Origin of the sequence: Afipia felis ATCC 53690 (assembly GCF_000314735.2) — a bacterium.
Lineage (GTDB): Bacteria > Pseudomonadota > Alphaproteobacteria > Rhizobiales > Xanthobacteraceae > Afipia > Afipia felis.
In genome coordinates, this window is the sequence record NZ_KB375270.1 from 288,006 (window position 1) to 304,132 (window position 16,127).

Below are 16,127 nucleotides of genomic sequence, written 5' to 3' on the forward strand. Positions count from 1 at the left end.
TCTTTGGTGAAAGCCAAAGTCTGAACGGAGAGTGTCATGGCTAAAGAGAAATTCGAACGTAAGAAACCCCACTGCAACATCGGCACCATCGGTCACGTCGACCATGGCAAGACGTCGCTGACTGCGGCGATTACGAAGGTTCTGGCCGAGGCTGGTGGCGCTACGTTCACGGCCTACGATCAGATCGACAAGGCGCCGGAAGAGAAGGCCCGCGGCATCACCATCTCGACCGCTCACGTCGAGTACGAGACGCCGAACCGCCACTACGCGCACGTCGACTGCCCCGGCCACGCCGACTACGTGAAGAACATGATCACCGGCGCAGCCCAGATGGACGGCGCGATCCTCGTCGTGTCGGCTGCTGACGGCCCGATGCCGCAGACCCGTGAGCACATCCTGCTCGCCCGCCAGGTCGGCGTTCCGGCGCTCGTCGTATTCCTCAACAAGTGCGACATGGTTGACGATCCGGAGCTTCTTGAGCTCGTCGAGCTCGAAGTTCGCGAACTGCTCTCGAAGTACAACTTCCCGGGCGACAAGATTCCGATCGTCAAGGGCTCGGCTCTCGCCGCTCTCGAGAACTCGGATCCGAAGCTCGGCCACGACGCTATCCTTGAGCTGATGAAGAATGTCGACGAGTACATTCCGCAGCCGGAGCGTCCGATCGACCAGCCGTTCCTGATGCCGGTTGAAGACGTGTTCTCGATCTCGGGTCGCGGCACCGTCGTGACCGGCCGTGTCGAGCGCGGCGTCGTCAAGGTCGGCGAGGAAATCGAAATCGTCGGTCTGAAGGCGACCCAGAAGACCACCGTCACCGGTGTCGAAATGTTCCGCAAGCTGCTCGACCAGGGCCAGGCAGGCGACAACATCGGCGCGCTGCTGCGCGGCACCAAGCGCGAGGACGTCGAGCGCGGTCAGGTTCTGTGCAAGCCGGGTTCGGTCAAGCCGCACACCAAGTTCAAGGCTGAGGCCTACATCCTCACCAAGGAAGAGGGCGGCCGTCACACCCCGTTCTTCACCAACTACCGTCCGCAGTTCTACTTCCGTACGACCGACGTGACGGGCGTGGTTCATCTGCCGGAAGGCACCGAGATGGTGATGCCGGGCGACAACATCGCGATGGAAGTGCACCTGATCGTGCCGATCGCGATGGAAGAGAAGCTTCGCTTCGCGATCCGCGAAGGCGGCCGCACCGTCGGTGCAGGCGTCGTCGCGAGCATCATCGAGTAAGAAACGATCCGTCGTCATGCCCGGCCTCGCGGCCGGGCATTCACGACCCCTTTGAATACCGACGTGGATGACCGGACTGACCGGTCGTGACGGACAAGAAAGAAACGGCAATGAACGGCCAGAATATTCGCATTCGTCTCAAGGCGTTCGACCATCGGATTCTCGATACGTCGACCCGGGAGATCGTGAACACGGCAAAACGCACCGGTGCTCAGGTTCGCGGACCCATTCCGCTGCCGACCCGCATCGAGAAGTTCACCGTGAACCGTTCGCCTCACGTGGATAAGAAAAGCCGCGAGCAGTTCGAGATGCGCACTCACAAGCGCCTTCTCGATATCGTCGATCCGACGCCGCAGACGGTCGATGCTTTGATGAAGCTCGACCTCGCCGCTGGCGTTGACGTCGAGATCAAGCTCTAAAACTTTTACGTTAGTCCGCTCGCCGGACAGAAAGAATAGGAAGCACGCCGATGCGCTCCGGAGTGATCGCACAGAAGGTCGGGATGACGCGGGTCTTTACAGAGGCCGGCGAACATATTCCTGTGACCGTGCTGAAGCTGGGCAACTGTCAGGTTGTCGGCCACCGCACCAAGGACAAGAACGGCTACACCGCGCTGCAGCTCGGTTCGGGCGCTCGCAAGTCCGTTTACATGCCAAAGGCAGAGCGCGGGCAATTCGCGGTCGCCAAGGTCGAGCCCAAGCGCAAGGTCGTGGAATTCCGCGTCAGCGACGATGCGATGATCCCGGTTGGTGCCGAGATCACCGCCGATCATTTCGTCGCGGGCCAGTTCGTCGACGTTACCGGCACCTCGGTCGGTAAGGGTTTCGCGGGCGGCATGAAGCGCTGGAACTTCGGCGGTCTGCGCGCCACGCACGGCGTGTCGGTCTCGCACCGTTCGATCGGTTCGACCGGTGGTCGTCAGGATCCCGGCAAGACCTTCAAGAACAAGAAGATGCCTGGTCACATGGGTGTCGATCGTATCACCACGCTGAACCTGCGCGTGGTCCAGACCGACGTCGAGCGCGGCCTGCTGCTCGTCGAGGGCGCCGTTCCCGGCTCCAAGGGTGGCTGGATCACCGTGCGCGATGCCGTGAAGAAGCCGCTTCCGAAGGAAGCTGCGAAGCCGGGCAAGTTCAAGCTCGCCGACGGTGGCGAGAAGGCTGCTCCTGCTGCAGAAGCGACTGCCGGGGAGGGCGCGTGATGGAACTGAACGTCACAACTCTTGAGGGCAAGGCTGCTGGCTCGGTGAGCCTGTCGGACGAGATCTTCGGTCTCGAGCCGCGCAAGGACATCATTCAGCGCGTCGTCAACTGGCAGCTCGCCAAGCGCCAGGCCGGTACGCACAAGACCAAGGGTCGTGCGGAAGTCTGGCGCACCGGCAAGAAGATGTACAAGCAGAAGGGCACCGGCGGTGCTCGTCACGGCTCGGCCCGCGTGCCGCAGTTCCGTGGCGGCGGTCGCGCGTTCGGTCCCGTCGTGCGCAGCCACGCGCATGACCTGCCGAAGAAGGTTCGTGCTCTCGGCCTGCGTCACGCCCTGTCGGCGAAGGCGAAGGACGGCAGCCTTGTCGTGCTCGACAACGCCGAGCTGAAGGACGCCAAGACCAAGGCGCTGATCGGTCACTTCTCGGGTCTCGGCCTGACCAGTGCACTGATCGTCGACGGCGCCGAGGTGAGCAACGGCTTTGCACAGGCCGCCCGCAACATTCCGCACATCGACGTGCTGCCGATCCAGGGCATCAACGTCTATGACATCCTGCGCCGTCAGAAGCTGGTGCTGACGAAGGCCGCGGTGGACGCGTTGGAGGCGCGCTTCAAATGAGCACTCAGGACTCGCGCCATTACGACATCATCGTCTCTCCGGTGATCACCGAGAAGGCGACGACGGCGTCCGAGCACAACAAGGTTGTGTTCAAGGTTGCCGCGAAGGCGACCAAGCCGCAGATCAAGGAAGCGATTGAGAAGCTGTTCGACGTCAAGGTGAAGGGCGTCAACACGCTGGTCCGCAAAGGCAAGACCAAGGTCTTCCGCGGTCAGTTCGGCTCTCAGTCGGATACCAAGCGCGCTGTCGTGACCCTCGAAGAGGGCCACCGCATCGACGTGACCACCGGACTGTAAGGTTTTACGACGATGGCATTGAAAACATTCAACCCCACGACGCCCGGCCAGCGCCAATTGGTGATGGTCGACCGCTCGGCGCTCTACAAGGGCAAGCCGGTCAAGGTGCTCACCGAGGGTAAGCATTCGAACGGTGGCCGCGGCAACACCGGCCGCATCACCGTGCGCTTCCGTGGCGGCGGTCACAAGAAGACCTATCGTCTGGTCGACTTCAAGCGCACCAAGGTTGATGTCGCCGCGACCGTGGAACGGCTCGAGTATGATCCGAACCGCACCGCGTTCATCGCGCTGATCAAGTACGCCGACGGCGAGCAGTCCTACATCCTGGCGCCGCAGCGTCTGGCTGTTGGCGACACGGTGATTGCCGGCGCTTACGTCGACGTGAAGCCCGGCAACGTCATGCCAATGGGCAACATGCCGGTCGGCACGATCGTCCACAACGTCGAGATGAAGATCGGCAAGGGCGGTCAGATGGCGCGTTCGGCGGGCACCTATGCCCAGATCGTCGGCCGCGACCACGACTACGTCATTCTGCGCCTGAACTCGGGCGAGCAGCGTATGGTCCATGGCCGCTGCACCGCGACCATCGGTGCGGTGTCGAACCCGGACCACATGAACACCTCGATCGGCAAGGCGGGTCGCAAGCGTTGGATGGGCCGTCGCCCGCACAACCGCGGCGTTGTCATGAACCCGATCGATCACCCGCACGGCGGCGGCGAAGGCCGCACCTCGGGCGGCCGTCACCCGGTCACTCCGTGGGGCAAGCCGACCAAGGGCAAGAAGACCCGTTCGAACAAGTCGACCAACAAGTTCATTCTCATCAGCCGCCACAAGCGGAAGAAGAAGTAAGGATCGCCGGACATGGTACGTTCAGTCTGGAAAGGCCCGTTCGTTGAAGGCTCTCTGCTCAAGAAGGCAGATGTAGCGCGCGCGTCCGGCCGTCACGACGTCATCAAGATCTGGAGCCGTCGCTCGACGATCCTGCCGCAGTTCGTGGGTCTGACCTTCGGCGTTTACAACGGCCAGAAGCACGTTCCGGTCGCCGTGAACGAGGAAATGGTGGGCCACAAGTTCGGCGAGTTTTCGCCGACCCGCACCTTCCACGGCCATGCTGGCGATAAGAAAGCCAAGAAGGCTTGAGGACTAAGTCATGAGCAAACCAAAGCGCGAACGCGCCCTTTCAGAGAATGAAGCCAAGGCGGTCGCCCGCATGCTTCGCGTGAGCCCGCAGAAGCTCAATCTCGTCGCGCAGTTGATCCGCGGCAAGAAGGCGGCTTCGGCGCTCGCGGATCTTCAGTTCTCGCGCAAGCGGATCGCGGTCGACGTCAAGAAGTGCCTTGAGTCCGCGATCGCCAACGCCGAAAACAACCATGACCTCGATGTCGACGCGCTTGTCGTCTCCGAGGCGCATGTCGGCAACGGCATGGTCATGAAGCGTTTCGCACCGCGCGGCCGTGGCCGTTCGGGCCGTATCTACAAACCGTTCTCGCAGCTGACGATCGTTGTTCGTCAGGTCGAGGCCGAGGCGAGCGCTTAAAGAAGGCGCAGGAGAAAACGATGGGTCAGAAGATCAATCCAATCGGGCTGCGTCTCGGCATCAACCGGACCTGGGATTCCCGTTGGTTCGCCGGCAAGGGCGAATACGCGAAGCTCCTCCATGAGGACGTGCGCATTCGCGAAGTGCTGATGAAGGAACTGAAGCAGGCGGCTGTGGCGCGCATCGTGATCGAGCGCCCGCACAAGAAGTGCCGCGTTTCGGTTTACTCGGCGCGCCCTGGCGTGGTGATCGGCAAGAAGGGCGCCGACATCGACAAGCTGAAGAAGAAGGTCGCGGAGATCACCGAGTCCGACGTCGTCATCAACATCGTCGAAATCCGCAAGCCGGAACTCGACGCGACGCTGGTGGCGGAATCGATCGCCCAGCAGCTCGAGCGCCGCGTGGCTTTCCGCCGTGCGATGAAGCGCGCGGTTCAGTCGGCGATGCGTCTCGGAGCCCAGGGCATTCGTATCAACTGCTCGGGCCGTCTCGGCGGCGCGGAAATCGCGCGCATGGAATGGTATCGTGAAGGCCGCGTGCCGCTGCACACGCTGCGCGCGGACGTCGATTACGGCGTGGCGACCGCGTTCACCACGTTCGGCACCTGCGGCGTCAAGGTCTGGCTCTTCAAGGGCGAGATCCTCGAGCACGATCCGATGGCGCAGGACAAGCGCCTGAACGACACCAGCGGCGGTGACAGCCGTCCGCGTCGCGATGCTGCTTGATCGCATTAAGAAGAAGGTTTGAGGGCGTAAAGCCATGATGCAACCCAAGAAGACGAAGTTCCGCAAGGCGCATAAGGGCCGTATCCACGGCGTCGCCTCGTCGGGCGCGACGTTGTCCTTCGGCCAGTTCGGCCTGAAGGCGATGGCGCCGGAGCGCATCACTGCGCGCCAGATCGAAGCCGCGCGTCGCGCGCTGACCCGTCACATGAAGCGTGTCGGTCGCGTGTGGATCCGCGTGTTCCCCGATCTTCCGGTGTCGAAGAAGCCTGCCGAAGTCCGCATGGGCTCGGGCAAGGGGTCGCCGGAATTGTGGGTGGCGCGGGTGAAGCCGGGCCGCATCCTGTTCGAAATCGACGGTGTCAACGATCAGGTCGCCCGTGAGGCGCTGACGCTGGCTGCCGCCAAGCTTCCGATCAAGACGCGCTTCGTTGCGCGCATCGCGGAGTAACGAGATGGCACACAAAGCTGAAGACGTCCGTGCGATGAGCGCCGACCAGATGGAGGATGCGATCCTCAATCTGAAGAAGGAGCGCTTCAATCTGCGCTTCCAGCGGGCCACCGGCCAGCTCGAGAACACCTCGCGCCTGCGCGAAGCCCGTCGCGAGATCGCACGCATCAAGACCATCGCTGCGCAGAAACGCGCCGCGGACAGCAAGAAGAAGTAAGGGGCGAGCCAGATGCCGAAGCGTACTCTCCAGGGCGTCGTCGTCAGCGACAAGCAGGACAAGACCATTGTCGTGCGCGTCGATCGCCGCTTCACCCATCCGATCTACAAGAAGACCATTCGTCGGTCCAAGAACTACCACGCGCACGACGAGAACAACGAGTTCAAGGCGGGCGACACGGTCTGGATCGAGGAGAGCAAGCCGCTCTCGAAGTTGAAGCGCTGGACGGTTGTCCGGGGCGACGAGAAGAAAACCGCTTGAGGGAAGTCCGGCAGCTGCCGGGTGACTTTCGGGCAAACCGTTTGAAATAGGTACGATCCTTCGAAACCCGATTTCGGGATCGTGCTGTTAAGCGCTCTAGCGCATAGAAAGAGGACGAGGTGCATCAATGATTCAGATGCAGACCAACCTCGACGTGGCCGATAATTCCGGCGCGCGCCGTGTCATGTGCATCAAGGTGCTTGGAGGCTCCAAGCGCCGTTACGCCACCGTTGGCGACATCATCGTCGTGTCCATCAAGGAAGCCATTCCGCGCGGAAAGGTGAAGAAGGGCGACGTGATGAAGGCCGTGGTCGTGCGCGTTGCGAAGGACATTCGCCGCGCCGACGGTTCGGTGATCCGTTTCGACCGCAACGCTGCCGTGCTGGTGAACAACCAGTCCGAGCCGGTCGGCACCCGTATTTTCGGGCCCGTGCCGCGCGAGCTGCGCGCCAAGAACCACATGAAGATCATCTCGCTTGCGCCGGAGGTGCTGTGATGGCTGCCAAGATCCGCAAGGGTGACAAGGTCATCGTGCTGACCGGCCGTGACAAGGGCCGCACCGGCGAAGTGTTCGAAGTGCGTCCGTCGGAAAGCCGTGCGCTCGTTCGCGGCGTCAACATGGTGAAGCGTCACCAGAAGCAGACGCAGCAGCAGGAAGGCGGCATCATCTCCAAGGAGAGCCCGATCCACCTGTCGAACATCGCGCTCGTCGGCAAGGACGGCAAGCCGACCCGCGTCGGTTTCAAGATTCAGAAGGATGGCACCAAGGTGCGCATCGCCAAGAGCTCGGGAGCTGAGATCGATGGCTGAGAATGCTTACATTCCGCGCCTGCGCACGGAGTATGACCGCGACATCCGCGGCAAGCTGACCGAGCAGTTCGGCCTCACCAACGCGATGCAGGTTCCGCGTCTGGACAAGGTCGTGCTCAACATGGGCATCGGCGAGGCCGTGAACGACCGCAAGAAGGTCGAGCTGGCTGCGGCTGATCTCGCGCTGATCGCCGGTCAGAAGCCGATCGTCACCCATTCGCGTAAGGCGATCGCGACCTTCAAGCTGCGCGAAGGCCAGGCCATCGGCGCCAAGGTCACGCTGCGCAAGGCGAAGATGTACGAATTCATCGACCGCCTCATCAACGTGGCGCTGCCGCGCGTGCGCGACTTCCGCGGCCTCAACCCCAAGAGCTTCGACGGCCGTGGTAACTATTCGCTCGGCCTGAAAGAGCACATCGTGTTCCCGGAAATCGACTACGACAAGTCGGGCGAGACCTGGGGCATGGACATCACGGTTTGCACCACCGCCGCCAACGACGAGCAGGCGAAGGCGCTGTTGACCGCATTCAATTTCCCGTTCCGGCAGTGAGACGCTGAGCCAGGCGTTTCAAACGCGGAAAGGTATGGAGACTATCGAATGGCTAAGAAAAGTTCGATCGAGAAGAATAACCGGCGTCAGAAGATGACGAAGAATGCCGCCGCCAAGCGCGCGCGGTTGAAGGCGGTCATCTCCGACAAGACGAAGCCGATGGAAGAGCGTTTCGCTGCGACCATCAAGCTTGCCGAGATGCCGCGCAATTCGTCGGCGACCCGCATCAAAAACCGTTGCGAGATCAGCGGTCGTCCTCACGCGGTCTATCGCAAGACCAAGATGAGCCGCATCGCGATCCGTGACTTCGGTTCCCGGGGATTGATCCCGGGTCTCGTGAAGTCGAGCTGGTAAGGAGGGGCGCATGTCAACGCACGATCCGATCAGCGATCTCATCACTCGCATCCGCAACGCGCAGATGCGCTCCAAGTCCAAGGTTTCGACCCCGGGCTCGAAGATGCGCGCCAACGTTCTCGAAGTGCTGAAGTCCGAGGGTTACATCCGCGGCTACGCCAGCGTCGAGCACGCCAGCGGTCATAACGAGCTCGAAATCGAGCTGAAATATTTCGACGGCGAGCCGGTCATCAAGGAGATCGAGCGCGTGTCGAAGCCGGGCCGCCGGGTTTACGCGTCGGTGAAGAACCTGCCGCGTGTCCGCAACGGTCTTGGCATTTCGGTGCTGTCGACCCCGAAGGGAATCATGGCTGACCACGCCGCGCGTGACGCGAACGTGGGTGGCGAAATTCTCTTCACGGTATTCTGAGGAAGGACGAACCATGTCACGCGTAGGCAAACGGCCCGTCGCGATCGCCTCGGGCGTTACCGCGAATGTCGAGGGTCAGACTGTCAAGGTGAAGGGCCCGAAGGGCACCCTTCAGTTCATCGTGCACGACGACGTGTCGGTGGAGTTGAAGGACAATGTGATCCGCGTCGCGCCGCGCTTCGAAACCAAGCGTGCGCAGTCGCTGTACGGCACCGCGCGTGCCCAGATCGCGAACCTTGTCGAGGGCGTCACCAAGGGCTTCGAGAAGAAGCTGGAAATCACCGGCGTCGGCTACCGCGCGGCCTTGCAGGGCAAGAACCTGCAGCTCTCGCTCGGCTACAGCCACGATGTGGTTTATCCGATCCCGGAAGGCATCACCATCACGGTGCCGAAGCCGACGGAAATCACCATCGCCGGCAATGACAGCCAGCGCGTCGGTCAGGTCGCGGCAGAGATCCGCGGCTATCGTCCGCCCGAGCCGTACAAGGGCAAGGGCGTGAAGTACGCCAATGAATTCATCTTCCGCAAGGAAGGCAAGAAGAAGTAACGGAGCCGGTCATGTCGAAACTCAAGGTCACGAATGCCCGGCGCAAGCAGCGCGTGCGCAATTCCCTGCGCCGCTCGGCTGGCGGCCGTCCGCGCCTGTCGGTGTTCCGTTCCTCGAAGCACATCTACGCCCAGGTCATCGACGATCAGAAGGGCGAGACGCTCGCTTCGGCTTCGTCGCTGGAAAAGACGATGCGCGACGCCGGCAAGACCGGCGCCGATATCGATGCGGCGAAGGCTGTCGGCAAGCTCCTCGCGGAGCGCGCGGTGAAGAACGGCGTCAAGGAAGTCATTTTCGATCGTGGTGGCTATCTCTACCACGGTCGCGTCAAGGCTCTGGCGGATGCGGCGCGCGAAAGCGGGCTGAGCTTCTAATTTTGGATTTAAGGAACAGAGGCTCAAGCCTCTCAAGGATTGGACAGAACAATGGCAGCTGAACGCGAACGCGGTAACCGCGAACGGGGCGGTCGGGATCGGGAAGAGCGCGACAGCGAGTTCGTGGACAAGCTCGTCCACATCAATCGCGTCGCCAAGGTGGTGAAGGGCGGCAAGCGCTTCGGTTTCGCTGCGCTCGTCGTCATCGGTGACCAGAAGGGCCGCGTCGGCTTCGGCCACGGCAAGGCTCGCGAAGTCCCGGAAGCGATCCGCAAGGCGACCGACTCGGCCAAGCGCAACCTGACCCGCGTCGCTCTGCGCGAGGGTCGCACGCTGCATCACGACATCGCCGGCCGTCACGGCGCGGGTCGCGTCTATCTGCGTGCTGCTCCGGCTGGTACCGGCATCATCGCCGGCGGCCCGATGCGCGCGGTGTTCGAGACGCTCGGCATCCAGGACGTCGTCGCGAAGTCGGTTGGCTCGTCGAACCCGTACAACATGGTTCGCGCCACCTTCGACGCGCTGAAGCACCAGGATTCGCCGCGCTCGGTGGCTAACCGCCGCAACATCAAGGTTTCCGCGCTTCAGGCGCGTCGCGTTGGCGGCGATGCCGAGGCGGCTGCGGACTAACCGGACGCTGATTGGAGTTCAGGACAATGGCCAAGGCCGCTAAAACCATCAAGGTCGAACAGACCGCCAGCGCGATCCGCCGTCAAAAGGCACAGCGCGAGACCCTGATCGGTCTGCGCCTCAACAAGATCGGTCGTGTCTCCGAGTTGCAGGACACGCCGTCGGTGCGTGGCATGATCGCGAAGGTTCAGCACCTCGTTCGCATCGTCGACGAGAAGTAAGGAACAAGACAATGAAGCTCAATGAGATCGCCGACAACGAAGGCTCGCGCAAGAAGCGCATGCGCGTCGGCCGTGGCATTGGCTCCGGCAAGGGCAAGCAATCCGGCCGCGGCGGCAAGGGCCAGACCGCGCGTTCGGGCGTGCGCATCAAGGGTTTCGAAGGCGGCCAGATGCCGCTGCATCGTCGCCTGCCGAAGCGCGGATTCAACAACATCTTCCGTATCGAACTGTCGGAAGTGAATCTGGACCGTCTGCAGGAAGCCATCGACAACAAGAAGATCGATGCCAAGGGGACCATCAACGCCGAGTCGCTGGTGAAGTCCGGCGTGCTGCGCCGTTCCAAGGGCGGCGTCCGCCTGCTGGGTCGCGGCGAGTTGAAGTCCAAGATCACCGTCGAGGTTCACGGCGCCACCAAGTCGGCGATCGAGGCGGTCGAGAAGGCTGGCGGTTCGGTGAAGATCCTCGCTCCGGCGAAGGACGAAGCTGCCCAGAAGGCTGCTGCCAAGAAGGGTAAGAAGGCGTCTTAAAGAATCATGCCCGGCATTGCGCCGGGCATTTGCGTTGCTACCTCTTGACTGACCTCAAGATGGCGATGGCGGGCGGAAGCCCGCCATGAAGTGAAAGGACCGGCACTCAATGGTCTCCGCAGCGGAACAGCTCGCAGCCAATCTCAATTTCTCCTCGTTTGCAAAAGCCGACGAACTCAAGAAGCGCATCTGGTTCACGCTGGGTGCGCTCGTTGTTTATCGGCTGGGCACTTACATTCCGCTGCCGGGCATCGATCCGAACGTCTGGGAGCAGGTGTTCAAGTCGCAGGCAGGCGGCATCCTCGGCGTGTTCAACATGTTCTCCGGCGGCGGCATTAACCGCATGGCGGTGTTCGCGCTGAACATCATGCCCTACATCTCGGCCTCAATTATCATTCAGCTCCTGCAGACGGTTTCGCCGCAGCTCGAGGCGCTGAAGAAGGAAGGCGAGGCCGGCCGCAAGATTATCAACCAGTACACACGCTATCTCACGGTGGTGCTGGCTGCGTTCCAGGCCTACGGCATCGCGGTCGGCCTGCAGGGCGCGGGCAATGTCGTCTCCCATCCCGGATATTTCTTCCTCATTTCGACCGCAGTGACGCTGACGGGCGGCACCATGTTCCTGATGTGGCTCGGCGAGCAGGTGACCTCGCGCGGCATCGGCAACGGCATCTCGCTCATCATTATGGCGGGCATCGTCGCGGAATTGCCGTCGGCGATCGCCAACACCCTTGAACTCGGCCGCCAGGGCGCCCTGTCGACGGTGCTGATTCTCGCGATCCTGATTATGGCTGTGGTCGTCATCGCCGTGATCGTGTTCGTCGAGCGCGCACAGCGCCGTCTGCTGATCCAGTATCCGAAGCGTCAGGTCGGCAACCGCATGTTCGAGGGCCAGTCCTCGCACCTGCCGCTCAAGCTCAACACCTCGGGCGTGATTCCGCCGATCTTCGCGTCGTCGCTGCTGCTGCTGCCGACCACGATCGCGAGCTTCAACGCGGGTAAGGGGCCGGAGTGGTTTCAGTGGCTCAACACACAGCTCGGCCATGGCCGGCCGCTGTTCCTGATCCTGTATCTGGCGCTGATCGTCTTCTTCACGTTCTTCTACACGGCCATCGTGTTCAACCCGACCGAGACGGCCGATAATCTGAAGAAGCACGGCGGCTTCATTCCGGGTATCCGCCCGGGTGAGCGCACGGCAGAATATATCGATTACGTTCTGTCCCGCATCACGGTGATCGGCGCGATCTATCTCGCCGCCGTCTGTCTCGTGCCCGAAATTCTGATCTCGTATGCGTCGGTGCCGTTCTATCTTGGCGGCACCTCGCTCCTGATCGTTGTCAGCGTGACGATGGATACGGTCGCGCAGGTGCAAGGCTACATGCTGGCTCACCAGTATGAAGGTCTGATCCGCAAATCGAAGCTGAGGGGCCGCCGTAAATGAGACTTATCCTTCTCGGGCCGCCGGGGGCGGGCAAGGGAACACAGGCACAACGACTGGTTCAAAACCACGGTATCGTTCAACTCTCCACCGGAGACATGCTGCGCGCTGCTGTCGCCGCCCAGACCCCGACGGGCCTGATCGCGAAAGACATCATGGCAAGCGGCGGGCTGGTCCCCGACGAGGTGGTGGTGAGCATCATTGCCGACCGGATTGAGCAGGGCGACGCCAGGAACGGATTTATTCTCGACGGCTTCCCGCGCACCGTGCCGCAGGCGGAAGCGCTCGACGCTCTCCTGAAGAAGAAGAAGCTCAAGCTCGACGCTGTGATTGAACTGCGTGTCAACGAGAGCGCGTTGCTCGCGCGCGTCGAAAAGCGCGTCGCTGAGATGCTGGAGCGTGGCGAAAGCGTTCGTGCCGACGATACGCCGGAGGTGTTGTCGAAACGGCTTTCGAACTACCGCGCGCAGACCGAACCGCTGGTTCATCACTATTCCGATAAGCGCAAGCTCATCACCATCGATGGCATGATGCCGATCGAGGGTGTGACAGCCGAGATCGAGCGCGTGCTCGCGGCGGTCACCAAGGCCGACGAGACCACCCAGGCAGCGAAGCACAAGGTTGCGACCAAGCGCGCCGCAGGCCCCTCCAAACGCGCCGCGAGTCCTTCCAAGGCCCGGAAGGCCGCGAAAGGTGCCAAGAAGGCAGCTAAGGGAACCGCCAAGAAGGCCAAATCCAAGCGGGTGGTGAAGAAGGCGGCCAAAAAAGCGACCAAGAAGGTCGCCAAAAAGGCAGTCAAGAAGGGCACCAAAAAGGTATCCAAATCCTCCTCCGTGACTCGCGGAGCCAGCCGGAAGAAGGCGGTCAAGGCTGCCGGGAACCGGACCGGGCGGGCCGTCAAGGCGGCCGCGGGACGGGGCCGGAAGGCGGCGAAAAAGGTCGCCAAACGCCCATCCAAGGCCGCCAAACGGTTGACGAAACGGCGGTGAATCCTTTAATACCCGTGCATCCAGTCGGATAGGTTTCAGACGATGCCGGGCCCCAAAATCGAAAAGGGCAGGGCGTCGTGTTTGCTTTTGGGAATTCGTTTGCACGAATGCAAACGGCAAACAGGCGCCCCGACTAAATAAGAAAGCAGCCGCCCCGTCGGGTGGCGACAGGAGTGAAGACCGTGGCCCGTATTGCAGGCGTCAATATCCCGACCAACAAGCGCGTTATCATTGCGCTTCAGTATATCCATGGCATCGGCCAGAAGAACGCCGCCGACATCATGGAGAAGGTCAAGATTCCGCTCGACCGTCGTGTGTCGCAGCTGACCGACCAGGAAGTTCTGCAGATTCGCGAAATGATCGACCGCGACTATCTCGTTGAGGGCGACCTTCGCCGCGAAGTCGGCATGAACATCAAGCGCTTGATGGACCTCGGCTGCTATCGCGGCCTGCGTCATCGCCGCGGCCTGCCGGTGCGTGGCCAGCGCACCCACACCAACGCCCGCACCCGCAAGGGTCCGGCGAAGGCGATCGCTGGCAAGAAGAAGTAAGCAAACGAATCTGCGGCGTGAGGGTTTCTCGCCTCGCGCCGTTCGGTGTAGCCGCTGGCATTACGGCGGCGTTGAGATCATGAAAAGGAACTGCAATGGCTAAAGAAGCTACGCGCGTCCGCCGTCGTGAGCGCAAGAACATCGCCTCCGGCATCGCGCACGTGAACTCCTCGTTCAATAACACCACGATCACCATCACCGACGCGCAGGGCAACACGATTGCCTGGTCGTCGGCCGGAACGATGGGTTTCAAGGGCTCGCGCAAGTCGACCCCGTATGCGGCGCAGGTGGCCGCGGAGGACGTCTCGAAGAAGGCGCAGGAACACGGTATGCGCACGCTCGAAGTCGAGGTCGCTGGTCCGGGTTCGGGTCGTGAGTCGGCGCTGCGCGCGCTGCAGGCGGCGGGCTTCACCGTCACCTCGATTCGGGACGTGACGACGATCCCGCACAATGGTTGCCGGCCGCGCAAGCGCCGCCGCGTCTGATTTTATTTTCCGGTCGCGGGCTTTCAGTCCGCGACCGTCTTGAATTGATGCCGCGCGGAATAAGCCGCGCTCTCCAACGCCGAGGCTAGAGCCTCGGAATGTCAGGGGTGAAAACGTGACGATCCAGAAAAATTGGCAAGAACTTATCCGTCCGAACAAGCTCCAGGTCATGCCGGGCGCCGACGCGACCCGTTTCGCCACGGTGGTGGCTGAACCGCTGGAGCGTGGCTTCGGCCAGACGCTCGGCAACGCGCTGCGCCGCGTGCTGCTGTCCTCGCTGCAGGGTGCGGCGGTGCAGTCGGTGCACATCGACGGCGTGCTGCACGAGTTCTCCTCGATCGCCGGCGTGCGTGAGGATGTCACCGACATCGTGCTGAACATCAAGGACATCTCGGTCAAGATGCAGGGCGAAGGCCCGAAGCGCATGGTGATCAAGAAGCAGGGTCCGGGCGTTGTCACCGCTGGCGACATCCAGACCGTGGGCGACGTCGTCGTCCTCAATCCCGAGCTTCAGCTTTGCACGCTGGACGATGGCGCTGAAATCCGCATGGAATTCACCATCAACACCGGCAAGGGCTATGTCGCCGCCGACCGCAACCGTCCGGAAGACGCGCCGATCGGTCTGATCCCGGTCGACAGCCTGTTCTCGCCGGTCCGCAAGGTGTCCTACAAGGTCGAGAACACCCGCGAAGGGCAGATCCTCGACTACGACAAGCTGACGCTGACCATCGAGACCAACGGCGCGATTTCGCCGGAGGACGCGCTCGCTTATTCCGCGCGCATCCTGCAGGACCAGCTCAACGTGTTCGTCAACTTCGAAGAGCCGCGCAAGGAAGTTGTGCAGGAGATCATTCCGGATCTCGCCTTCAACCCGGCCTTCCTCAAGAAGGTGGACGAGCTCGAGCTTTCGGTTCGCTCGGCGAACTGCCTGAAGAACGACAACATCGTCTACATCGGCGACCTCGTGCAGAAGTCGGAAGCGGAAATGCTTCGCACCCCGAACTTCGGCCGCAAGTCGCTGAATGAGATCAAGGAAGTGCTGGCCCAGATGGGTCTGCACCTCGGCATGGAAGTGCCCGGTTGGCCGCCGGAGAATATCGACGAGCTGGCCAAGCGCTTCGAAGACCATTACTGAGCATCTGCCTCATGGCCGGCTCAACCCGGCCATGATTTTCACGGGCGAACGCAGGAAGCCCACCTGAGCAACACGTCCGACTGCGGTCGGTATAGAGATTGAGGATCGAGAAATGCGTCACGGAAAAGTTCACCGCAAGCTCAACCGCACCGCCGAGCATCGCAAGGCGATGTTCGCCAATATGTCGGCTGCGCTCATCAAGCACGAGCAGATCGTCACCACGCTGCCGAAGGCGAAGGAGCTTCGCCCGATCGTCGAGAAGCTCGTGACGCTGGGCAAGAAGGGCGGCCTCGCGCTGCGCCGCCAGGCCATCAGCGAACTGCGCGACCATGATCAGGTCAAGAAGCTGTTCGACGTGCTGGCGGCCCGCTACAAGGACCGTCAGGGTGGCTACACCCGCATCATCAAGGCGGGCTTCCGCTACGGCGACAACGCCCCGATGGCGGTGATCGAATTCGTTGATCGCGACGTCGATGCCAAGGGTCAGGATTCCGGCCCGGTGCAGAACAAGGACGAGTCCGAGGCGGCGTGATCCATCAAATCGCTGCGAATTTTTCACGAGCGGCGCATTGCGC

At 62.0% G+C, this 16,127-nt stretch carries 28 protein-coding genes; all 28 read left to right on the plus strand.

Going from position 1 to position 16,127, the window contains the following annotated elements; translation table 11 throughout:
• The first annotated feature begins 36 nt into the window (after positions 1-36).
• On the plus strand, positions 37-1,227 hold the full coding sequence (tuf, locus tag HMPREF9697_RS01465; RefSeq protein ID WP_002715367.1) for an elongation factor Tu: 1,191 nt from the start codon (positions 37-39) through the stop codon (positions 1,225-1,227).
• Between the two features lie 110 nt (positions 1,228-1,337).
• Complete coding sequence (gene rpsJ / locus HMPREF9697_RS01470; protein ID WP_002712302.1) at positions 1,338-1,646, plus strand: 30S ribosomal protein S10; 309 nt, start codon at positions 1,338-1,340, stop codon at positions 1,644-1,646.
• Between the two features lie 50 nt (positions 1,647-1,696).
• Positions 1,697-2,428 (plus strand): 50S ribosomal protein L3, encoded by a 732-nt coding sequence (gene rplC, locus HMPREF9697_RS01475; protein ID WP_002715369.1) that lies wholly within the window; start codon positions 1,697-1,699, stop codon positions 2,426-2,428.
• A complete protein-coding gene (rplD, locus tag HMPREF9697_RS01480; RefSeq protein ID WP_002715370.1) occupies positions 2,428-3,048 on the plus strand; it encodes a 50S ribosomal protein L4 in 621 nt (206 codons plus the stop codon). The genes rplC and rplD overlap by 1 nt, the downstream gene beginning before the upstream one ends.
• Positions 3,045-3,344, plus strand: coding sequence for a 50S ribosomal protein L23 (locus HMPREF9697_RS01485; protein WP_002715371.1), 300 nt, complete (start codon positions 3,045-3,047; stop codon positions 3,342-3,344). The genes rplD and HMPREF9697_RS01485 overlap by 4 nt, the downstream gene beginning before the upstream one ends.
• A gap of 12 nt (positions 3,345-3,356) precedes the next feature.
• Complete coding sequence (gene rplB, locus HMPREF9697_RS01490; RefSeq protein WP_002715372.1) at positions 3,357-4,193, plus strand: 50S ribosomal protein L2; 837 nt, start codon at positions 3,357-3,359, stop codon at positions 4,191-4,193.
• Positions 4,194-4,205: 12 nt separating this feature from the next.
• Positions 4,206-4,484 carry a 30S ribosomal protein S19 gene (gene rpsS / locus HMPREF9697_RS01495; protein ID WP_002715373.1) on the plus strand — a complete coding sequence of 93 codons (279 nt, stop codon included), beginning with the start codon at positions 4,206-4,208 and terminating at the stop codon, positions 4,482-4,484.
• A gap of 10 nt (positions 4,485-4,494) precedes the next feature.
• Entirely contained in the window at positions 4,495-4,881 is a 387-nt protein-coding gene (gene rplV, locus HMPREF9697_RS01500) for a 50S ribosomal protein L22 (protein ID WP_002715374.1), read from the plus strand.
• 20 nt (positions 4,882-4,901) lie between these two features.
• Complete coding sequence (gene rpsC, locus HMPREF9697_RS01505; protein ID WP_002715375.1) at positions 4,902-5,606, plus strand: 30S ribosomal protein S3; 705 nt, start codon at positions 4,902-4,904, stop codon at positions 5,604-5,606.
• Positions 5,607-5,640: 34 nt separating this feature from the next.
• Complete coding sequence (gene rplP / locus HMPREF9697_RS01510) at positions 5,641-6,054, plus strand: 50S ribosomal protein L16 (protein ID WP_002715376.1); 414 nt, start codon at positions 5,641-5,643, stop codon at positions 6,052-6,054.
• 4 nt (positions 6,055-6,058) lie between these two features.
• Positions 6,059-6,271, plus strand: coding sequence for a 50S ribosomal protein L29 (gene rpmC / locus HMPREF9697_RS01515; protein ID WP_002715377.1), 213 nt, complete (start codon positions 6,059-6,061; stop codon positions 6,269-6,271).
• Positions 6,272-6,283: 12 nt separating this feature from the next.
• Complete coding sequence (gene rpsQ, locus HMPREF9697_RS01520; protein ID WP_002715378.1) at positions 6,284-6,532, plus strand: 30S ribosomal protein S17; 249 nt, start codon at positions 6,284-6,286, stop codon at positions 6,530-6,532.
• A 127-nt stretch (positions 6,533-6,659) separates the two neighbouring features.
• The gene (gene rplN / locus HMPREF9697_RS01525; protein ID WP_002715379.1) at positions 6,660-7,028 is read left to right on the plus strand and encodes a 50S ribosomal protein L14; all 369 of its coding nucleotides are present in this window, start codon (positions 6,660-6,662) and stop codon (positions 7,026-7,028) included.
• Positions 7,028-7,342: a 50S ribosomal protein L24 gene (gene rplX / locus HMPREF9697_RS01530; protein WP_002715380.1), complete on the plus strand. Its 315-nt coding sequence runs from the start codon at positions 7,028-7,030 to the stop codon at positions 7,340-7,342. Before rplN ends, rplX begins: the two co-directional genes overlap by 1 nt.
• A complete protein-coding gene (rplE, locus tag HMPREF9697_RS01535; protein ID WP_002715381.1) occupies positions 7,335-7,892 on the plus strand; it encodes a 50S ribosomal protein L5 in 558 nt (185 codons plus the stop codon). The genes rplX and rplE overlap by 8 nt, the downstream gene beginning before the upstream one ends.
• A gap of 48 nt (positions 7,893-7,940) precedes the next feature.
• Entirely contained in the window at positions 7,941-8,246 is a 306-nt protein-coding gene (rpsN, locus tag HMPREF9697_RS01540) for a 30S ribosomal protein S14 (protein WP_002715382.1), read from the plus strand.
• 10 nt (positions 8,247-8,256) lie between these two features.
• Entirely contained in the window at positions 8,257-8,655 is a 399-nt protein-coding gene (rpsH, locus tag HMPREF9697_RS01545) for a 30S ribosomal protein S8 (RefSeq protein WP_002715383.1), read from the plus strand.
• 13 nt (positions 8,656-8,668) lie between these two features.
• On the plus strand, positions 8,669-9,202 hold the full coding sequence (gene rplF / locus HMPREF9697_RS01550) for a 50S ribosomal protein L6 (RefSeq protein ID WP_002715384.1): 534 nt from the start codon (positions 8,669-8,671) through the stop codon (positions 9,200-9,202).
• Between the two features lie 11 nt (positions 9,203-9,213).
• On the plus strand, positions 9,214-9,576 hold the full coding sequence (gene rplR / locus HMPREF9697_RS01555) for a 50S ribosomal protein L18 (RefSeq protein WP_002715385.1): 363 nt from the start codon (positions 9,214-9,216) through the stop codon (positions 9,574-9,576).
• Between the two features lie 51 nt (positions 9,577-9,627).
• Positions 9,628-10,206, plus strand: coding sequence for a 30S ribosomal protein S5 (gene rpsE, locus HMPREF9697_RS01560; protein WP_002715386.1), 579 nt, complete (start codon positions 9,628-9,630; stop codon positions 10,204-10,206).
• Between the two features lie 26 nt (positions 10,207-10,232).
• Positions 10,233-10,427, plus strand: coding sequence for a 50S ribosomal protein L30 (rpmD, locus tag HMPREF9697_RS01565; RefSeq protein ID WP_002715387.1), 195 nt, complete (start codon positions 10,233-10,235; stop codon positions 10,425-10,427).
• Positions 10,428-10,438: 11 nt separating this feature from the next.
• Entirely contained in the window at positions 10,439-10,954 is a 516-nt protein-coding gene (gene rplO / locus HMPREF9697_RS01570) for a 50S ribosomal protein L15 (protein ID WP_002715388.1), read from the plus strand.
• 109 nt (positions 10,955-11,063) lie between these two features.
• Positions 11,064-12,395, plus strand: coding sequence for a preprotein translocase subunit SecY (secY, locus tag HMPREF9697_RS01575; RefSeq protein WP_002715389.1), 1,332 nt, complete (start codon positions 11,064-11,066; stop codon positions 12,393-12,395).
• Positions 12,392-13,381: an adenylate kinase gene (locus HMPREF9697_RS01580; RefSeq protein ID WP_002715390.1), complete on the plus strand. Its 990-nt coding sequence runs from the start codon at positions 12,392-12,394 to the stop codon at positions 13,379-13,381. Before secY ends, HMPREF9697_RS01580 begins: the two co-directional genes overlap by 4 nt.
• Before the next feature lie 182 nt (positions 13,382-13,563).
• On the plus strand, positions 13,564-13,932 hold the full coding sequence (gene rpsM / locus HMPREF9697_RS01585; protein ID WP_002715391.1) for a 30S ribosomal protein S13: 369 nt from the start codon (positions 13,564-13,566) through the stop codon (positions 13,930-13,932).
• Positions 13,933-14,027: 95 nt separating this feature from the next.
• Complete coding sequence (gene rpsK, locus HMPREF9697_RS01590; protein ID WP_002715392.1) at positions 14,028-14,417, plus strand: 30S ribosomal protein S11; 390 nt, start codon at positions 14,028-14,030, stop codon at positions 14,415-14,417.
• A gap of 115 nt (positions 14,418-14,532) precedes the next feature.
• Positions 14,533-15,552: a DNA-directed RNA polymerase subunit alpha gene (locus HMPREF9697_RS01595; RefSeq protein ID WP_002715393.1), complete on the plus strand. Its 1,020-nt coding sequence runs from the start codon at positions 14,533-14,535 to the stop codon at positions 15,550-15,552.
• Positions 15,553-15,664: 112 nt separating this feature from the next.
• Entirely contained in the window at positions 15,665-16,084 is a 420-nt protein-coding gene (gene rplQ / locus HMPREF9697_RS01600; protein ID WP_002715394.1) for a 50S ribosomal protein L17, read from the plus strand.
• Positions 16,085-16,127: the final 43 nt, after the last annotated feature.

Coding starts and splice junctions, on each gene's coding strand:
- rplB (WP_002715372.1), top strand. CDS start 3,357: ATGGCATTGAAAACATTCAACCCCACGACGCCCGGCCAGCGCCAATTG.
- rpsE (WP_002715386.1), top strand. CDS start 9,628: ATGGCAGCTGAACGCGAACGCGGTAACCGCGAACGGGGCGGTCGGGAT.
- rplC (WP_002715369.1), top strand. CDS start 1,697: ATGCGCTCCGGAGTGATCGCACAGAAGGTCGGGATGACGCGGGTCTTT.
- HMPREF9697_RS01485 (WP_002715371.1), top strand. CDS start 3,045: ATGAGCACTCAGGACTCGCGCCATTACGACATCATCGTCTCTCCGGTG.
- rplR (WP_002715385.1), top strand. CDS start 9,214: ATGTCGAAACTCAAGGTCACGAATGCCCGGCGCAAGCAGCGCGTGCGC.
- rplV (WP_002715374.1), top strand. CDS start 4,495: ATGAGCAAACCAAAGCGCGAACGCGCCCTTTCAGAGAATGAAGCCAAG.
- rpmD (WP_002715387.1), top strand. CDS start 10,233: ATGGCCAAGGCCGCTAAAACCATCAAGGTCGAACAGACCGCCAGCGCG.
- rplF (WP_002715384.1), top strand. CDS start 8,669: ATGTCACGCGTAGGCAAACGGCCCGTCGCGATCGCCTCGGGCGTTACC.
- rpsS (WP_002715373.1), top strand. CDS start 4,206: ATGGTACGTTCAGTCTGGAAAGGCCCGTTCGTTGAAGGCTCTCTGCTC.
- HMPREF9697_RS01580 (WP_002715390.1), top strand. CDS start 12,392: ATGAGACTTATCCTTCTCGGGCCGCCGGGGGCGGGCAAGGGAACACAG.
- rplD (WP_002715370.1), top strand. CDS start 2,428: ATGGAACTGAACGTCACAACTCTTGAGGGCAAGGCTGCTGGCTCGGTG.
- rplE (WP_002715381.1), top strand. CDS start 7,335: ATGGCTGAGAATGCTTACATTCCGCGCCTGCGCACGGAGTATGACCGC.
- rplN (WP_002715379.1), top strand. CDS start 6,660: ATGATTCAGATGCAGACCAACCTCGACGTGGCCGATAATTCCGGCGCG.
- rpsN (WP_002715382.1), top strand. CDS start 7,941: ATGGCTAAGAAAAGTTCGATCGAGAAGAATAACCGGCGTCAGAAGATG.
- rpsH (WP_002715383.1), top strand. CDS start 8,257: ATGTCAACGCACGATCCGATCAGCGATCTCATCACTCGCATCCGCAAC.
- secY (WP_002715389.1), top strand. CDS start 11,064: ATGGTCTCCGCAGCGGAACAGCTCGCAGCCAATCTCAATTTCTCCTCG.
- rpmC (WP_002715377.1), top strand. CDS start 6,059: ATGGCACACAAAGCTGAAGACGTCCGTGCGATGAGCGCCGACCAGATG.
- rpsK (WP_002715392.1), top strand. CDS start 14,028: ATGGCTAAAGAAGCTACGCGCGTCCGCCGTCGTGAGCGCAAGAACATC.
- tuf (WP_002715367.1), top strand. CDS start 37: ATGGCTAAAGAGAAATTCGAACGTAAGAAACCCCACTGCAACATCGGC.
- rplP (WP_002715376.1), top strand. CDS start 5,641: ATGATGCAACCCAAGAAGACGAAGTTCCGCAAGGCGCATAAGGGCCGT.
- rplQ (WP_002715394.1), top strand. CDS start 15,665: ATGCGTCACGGAAAAGTTCACCGCAAGCTCAACCGCACCGCCGAGCAT.
- rplO (WP_002715388.1), top strand. CDS start 10,439: ATGAAGCTCAATGAGATCGCCGACAACGAAGGCTCGCGCAAGAAGCGC.
- rplX (WP_002715380.1), top strand. CDS start 7,028: ATGGCTGCCAAGATCCGCAAGGGTGACAAGGTCATCGTGCTGACCGGC.
- rpsC (WP_002715375.1), top strand. CDS start 4,902: ATGGGTCAGAAGATCAATCCAATCGGGCTGCGTCTCGGCATCAACCGG.
- rpsQ (WP_002715378.1), top strand. CDS start 6,284: ATGCCGAAGCGTACTCTCCAGGGCGTCGTCGTCAGCGACAAGCAGGAC.
- rpsJ (WP_002712302.1), top strand. CDS start 1,338: ATGAACGGCCAGAATATTCGCATTCGTCTCAAGGCGTTCGACCATCGG.